At 53.9% G+C, this 3,489-nt stretch carries 4 protein-coding genes; all 4 read right to left on the bottom strand.

Going from position 1 to position 3,489, the window contains the following annotated elements; genetic code table 11:
* Positions 1 to 69 precede the first annotated feature (69 nt).
* Positions 70 to 1,038 carry a UDP-glucuronic acid decarboxylase family protein gene (locus RMSM_RS02160; RefSeq protein WP_008690872.1) on the bottom strand — a complete coding sequence of 323 codons (969 nt, stop codon included), beginning with the start codon at positions 1,036 to 1,038 and terminating at the stop codon, positions 70 to 72.
* Between the two features lie 93 nt (positions 1,039 to 1,131).
* Positions 1,132 to 1,986: a pantoate--beta-alanine ligase gene (gene panC / locus RMSM_RS02155; protein WP_008690870.1), complete on the bottom strand. Its 855-nt coding sequence runs from the start codon at positions 1,984 to 1,986 to the stop codon at positions 1,132 to 1,134.
* Between the two features lie 4 nt (positions 1,987 to 1,990).
* Positions 1,991 to 2,407: a bifunctional nuclease family protein gene (locus tag RMSM_RS02150; RefSeq protein WP_008690868.1), complete on the bottom strand. Its 417-nt coding sequence runs from the start codon at positions 2,405 to 2,407 to the stop codon at positions 1,991 to 1,993.
* A gap of 236 nt (positions 2,408 to 2,643) precedes the next feature.
* The gene (gene bshB1, locus RMSM_RS02145; protein WP_008690867.1) at positions 2,644 to 3,381 is read right to left on the bottom strand and encodes a bacillithiol biosynthesis deacetylase BshB1; all 738 of its coding nucleotides are present in this window, start codon (positions 3,379 to 3,381) and stop codon (positions 2,644 to 2,646) included.
* Positions 3,382 to 3,489: the final 108 nt, after the last annotated feature.

Here is a 3,489-nt window from a genome sequence, read left to right as displayed (position 1 = left end):
AGCACAACGAGCCCCACCCAGAGCCAGCTACCGCCGACTCTGACCTCTCCAACGGGGAGGTGAAATGTGTTAGCTAAAGTTCGGCGTCGGCGGACGGTAGTCGGACAAGTCAATCGTTTTGAACCAATCGATCGTGTGCTTCAGCCCTTCGGCTAGCGGCACCTTCGGCTCCCAACCGAGCTGTTCTTTTGCCAATCCGATATCAGGACGGCGCCGAGTCGGGTCATCCGATGGCAGTGGCCGGGTGACCAACTTGCTCTTTGATCCCACCAGCGACATTACGTTTTCCGCCAGTTCGCGGATCGTAAACTCGTCGGGATTCCCGATGTTAACCGGGCCGGTAAAGTTGTCTTTGTTCATCATCGCAATGATTACATCGACAAGGTCATCTCGATAACAGAACGAACGCGTTTGCGATCCTTCGCCAAAGATCGTGATGTCTTCGCCGCTGAGTGCTTGACGAATGAAGTTGGACACGACACGTCCATCATACGGATGCATCCGAGGACCGTAAGTATTGAAGATACGAACGATTCGCACATCCACATTGTTGCTGCGGTGATAATCCATGAACAACGTTTCCGCCGCCCGTTTGCCTTCGTCGTAACAAGCGCGGATGCCGATCGGATTGACACTACCGCGATAGCTCTCGGTTTGCGGATGGACTTCGGGATCGCCGTAGACTTCGCTGGTACTGGCTTGCAAGATCCGCGCTCCACATCGTTTGGCGACTCCCAACATGTTGATCGCACCCAACACACTGGTCTTCATGGTTTTGATCGGATTGTATTGGTAGTGCCCCGGGGCGGCGGGACAAGCCATGTTGTAGATCTGGTCCACTTCGAGAAAGATCGGCAGCGTGATGTCGTGTCGAATCAATTCAAAGTTGGGACGGCCTAACAGATGAGCGACGTTGGATTTTTGGCTGGTGAAAAAGTTGTCCAGGCAAATGACGTCATGTCCGTCGTTAACCAATCGTTCGCACAGATGCGAACCGAGGAAGCCGGCTCCCCCGGTGACAAGAATTCGTTGAATCATGCTAATTACGCTTTGAAAGTGGACGGGTTAGTCGTTGCCAAAGCCTAACTTATTTGCCAAGTGATAGGGGAGCCCGGGTTCGAAAAGACCCCGTCACAAAAGCTGATTGTCAATCAACCGTGTTTGACCGACAAAAGCGGCAATCAAGGCGACCGCAGGACGATCGATTTGTTCCATCGGTGCCAGGGATTCGGCGTCCACAATTGTGGCATAGTCAATTTTGTCGACCGATTTTGCTGCCTCGCCGCCGCCCAGCAATTCGCAATGCATTTCGCGCTCTAACGCCGCAACGTTCGTCTCACCCGCTTGAACCCGCTGCTGCGTGTTTTGCAACGCCCCAAAGATTTGCAAGGCAGTCTGCCGCTGCTGGGGATCGAGATAGCGATTACGGCTACTGAGTGCCAGTCCATCGGGTTCACGGACGGTATCACAAGCGACCACATTGATGCCGACATTCAAATCACGCACCATCGCCTCGATGACTTTTAATTGTTGATAATCTTTGCGTCCAAAGAAGGCATGCGTAGCTGGCAAAATTTGGAATAGCTTCATCACGATGGTGGCAACGCCACGGAAATGATCAGGACGAAACTCACCCTCCAACGACGCAGCGACCGCAGGCGGCTGAACATAGGTGCTGAATCCCGGCGGATAGATCATGCTCGTTTCGGGAACGAACACCGCCGCGACTCCTTGGGACTCCAATTGTTGGCAATCTTGTTCCAGCGTTCGCGGGTATTTTTGCAAATCTTCATGAGGCGCAAATTGAGTTGGATTCACAAAGATCGTCGCAATCGTTGCATCACAATGTTTCTGTGATTCGGCAGCCAGCGACAAATGACCTTGATGCAGCGCCCCCATCGTGGGAACGATACCAACGCGTTGGCCTTTGCCACGAGCGGATAGCACGTAGTCGCGTGCGGCTTCGGGAGTCTCGAGTCGATCCATGATGTTAGAACGGTGTCGAAGTCGCTTCTTCGAGCACCTTTTCGCTGACGTAGATCGGCAGCGCCGGCGTGAACGTCACGGCGACCGCGATCGCATCGCTTGGCCGTGAGTCGATCGTGATCACTTCGCCATCCTGCTTGCGAAGATTCAGCTGAGCAAAGTAGGTGTGGTCGTTCAAATCGGTGATCACCACGCTTTCGATCTTGGCCCCCAACGAATCGGCAACTCGCACAATCAAATCATGCGTCAGCGGTCGCGGCGGATGATACTCTTCTTTGACGCGACGATCGATGTTGGTCGCTTCGAAGATGCCGATCAGGATCGGGAACTCACGATCTCCATCTTCTTCCTGAAGATAAATCACTTGGTTTTCAGTGAGTTCGGAAATGATGATCCGAGCGAGCTGCATTTTGACAGGCATGGGTAAACACACGAGAACGAATAGTGTCGAAGTTGAAAAGGAAAAGGGGCCAAACGGTTTCCAATAACCGATCGGCGGATGCGAGCCCCATCCCAAATGGTCGTGGCGATCGCTAGCTTCCTATCCACACGCAATATACCGCGATGCGACCGTGACGTGTTACTGCCGCAACGGCTGAAATTTGTGAATATTCCGCACCCGCATGATTGCTAGGAAAACGCCCGTAAATGCGGCGGTTACAGAATGCATTCCAACGAGGTCAGCGCCAGCGGTTCTTTGGTTGCAAAGGGTTCGCCATAACGGCGATTAATCAATCGTCCCCAATTGGACGCTTCGTCACGAAGCCGATCCAAGATCGTCGGAGACTGCGTGCTTCGACCGGTCACAAATTGGCTCTGGTAAGCCTCAATCGAAGCAAGTTTCGCATCCCAGTGGTCACTGATGTCAACAATCCAGCTGGGCTGAACCGCCAATCGCAGATGGATACAGTAGTAATAGAAGACGCGTTCGGGGTGAAACGGATCGCCCGGCATTTCGGTTTTGCTTAGCTTCGCCCAAAACCGCGCCGCTTCGATCAAATCAGTTGCCGCGACATGGTCGGGATGAGCATCCTGCCAATAAGGTGCGAACACCCATTTCGGTCTGAGCACACGAAAATAGCTGGCGACCAATTCGCGGGTCTCTAGCGTGTGCAAAAGCCGACGATTTTCGAGCCCCGCATTCCCTCGCCAAGTCAACTTTAACGCTTCGGATGCTCGGTTCGTTTCGCTTCGTCGCAACGACTCGCTGCCGTGCGGCGTCGGCTCACCCGTCGTCAAATCCAAGACACCAACACGCCAACCCGACGAAATCATTTTCGCAATCGTCCCCCCCATGCCTAATTCGGCATCATCGGGATGGGGAGCCACGACCAACATATCCAAGGGATCGGTGGGTTCGAGGTCGGCGGGAGATTCCGTCAGGACGACCGTCATCGTTTCGCATTCGGGGGTTGGAGAGGAACGCTAGGAAACACAGCGATGGCAACGCGACCGCCATCACCAACTTCTCGCGTAGAACGAGGCGCAAGCCCAATGCCATCT

Origin of the sequence: Rhodopirellula maiorica SM1, from assembly GCF_000346295.1 — a bacterium.
Classification (GTDB): Bacteria; Planctomycetota; Planctomycetia; order Pirellulales; family Pirellulaceae; genus Novipirellula; species Novipirellula maiorica.
Note: the sequence above shows the minus strand (reverse complement) of the source record. Positions and strands in the feature narration are given on the sequence as shown.